At 37.4% G+C, this 585-nt stretch carries 1 protein-coding gene; it reads left to right on the forward strand.

All coding sequences use genetic code 11. From position 1 onward, the window contains the following. A partial coding sequence (locus ACS8FD_RS22925) for a lipoyl protein ligase domain-containing protein (protein ID WP_439277552.1) occupies nt 1-389 on the forward strand: 389 nt, incomplete at its 5' end. Between the last annotated feature and the right edge of the window lie 196 nt (nt 390-585).

Below are 585 nucleotides of genomic sequence, written 5' to 3' on the forward strand. Positions count from 1 at the left end.
TATATGCCAACATGTCTCATACGTCCAATGGCGATACTGATGATGATAGCGATATAGATAAACAATCTGACTCGTCAGTAGAAGACACTATTATGTTAGGTAAAATTGCCTCATTAGGTTTTAAGATTAAACATGGCTTTAGCTATCATGGCATTGCACTTAATTTAGATTGTGATTTGTCAGCGTTTAATGCGATTAACCCTTGCGGTTATGCTGGCATGCAAATGCTACGATTAGCGGATTTTGTGACAATGAATAATGATGCAAAGCGAGACCAGCAAATAGGAGCAGCATTGAGTTATGAGCAAATTACCCAAAAGTTTATCGATAATGTCGCCAAACGTCATGCTGGTTTGATCGATTTGCGCCCGATTGCTTCTTATAAATAGCAGCTGCCTTACTACTTTATATTAAATATTAATTATTTTATGCCAATCTAAAGTATTGAGTCTTATTTTGCATAATATCGTGCCTTCTTAGACTTAAGCTTAACAAGAAAATTTAAGTCAAACTTGCTATACTCGCAGGCGGCACAGATGAGGCGCAGCGATACACATCCTACGCCACATATCATCCTGTAAACAT

The organism is Psychrobacter sp. 1U2 (genome assembly GCF_051847575.1).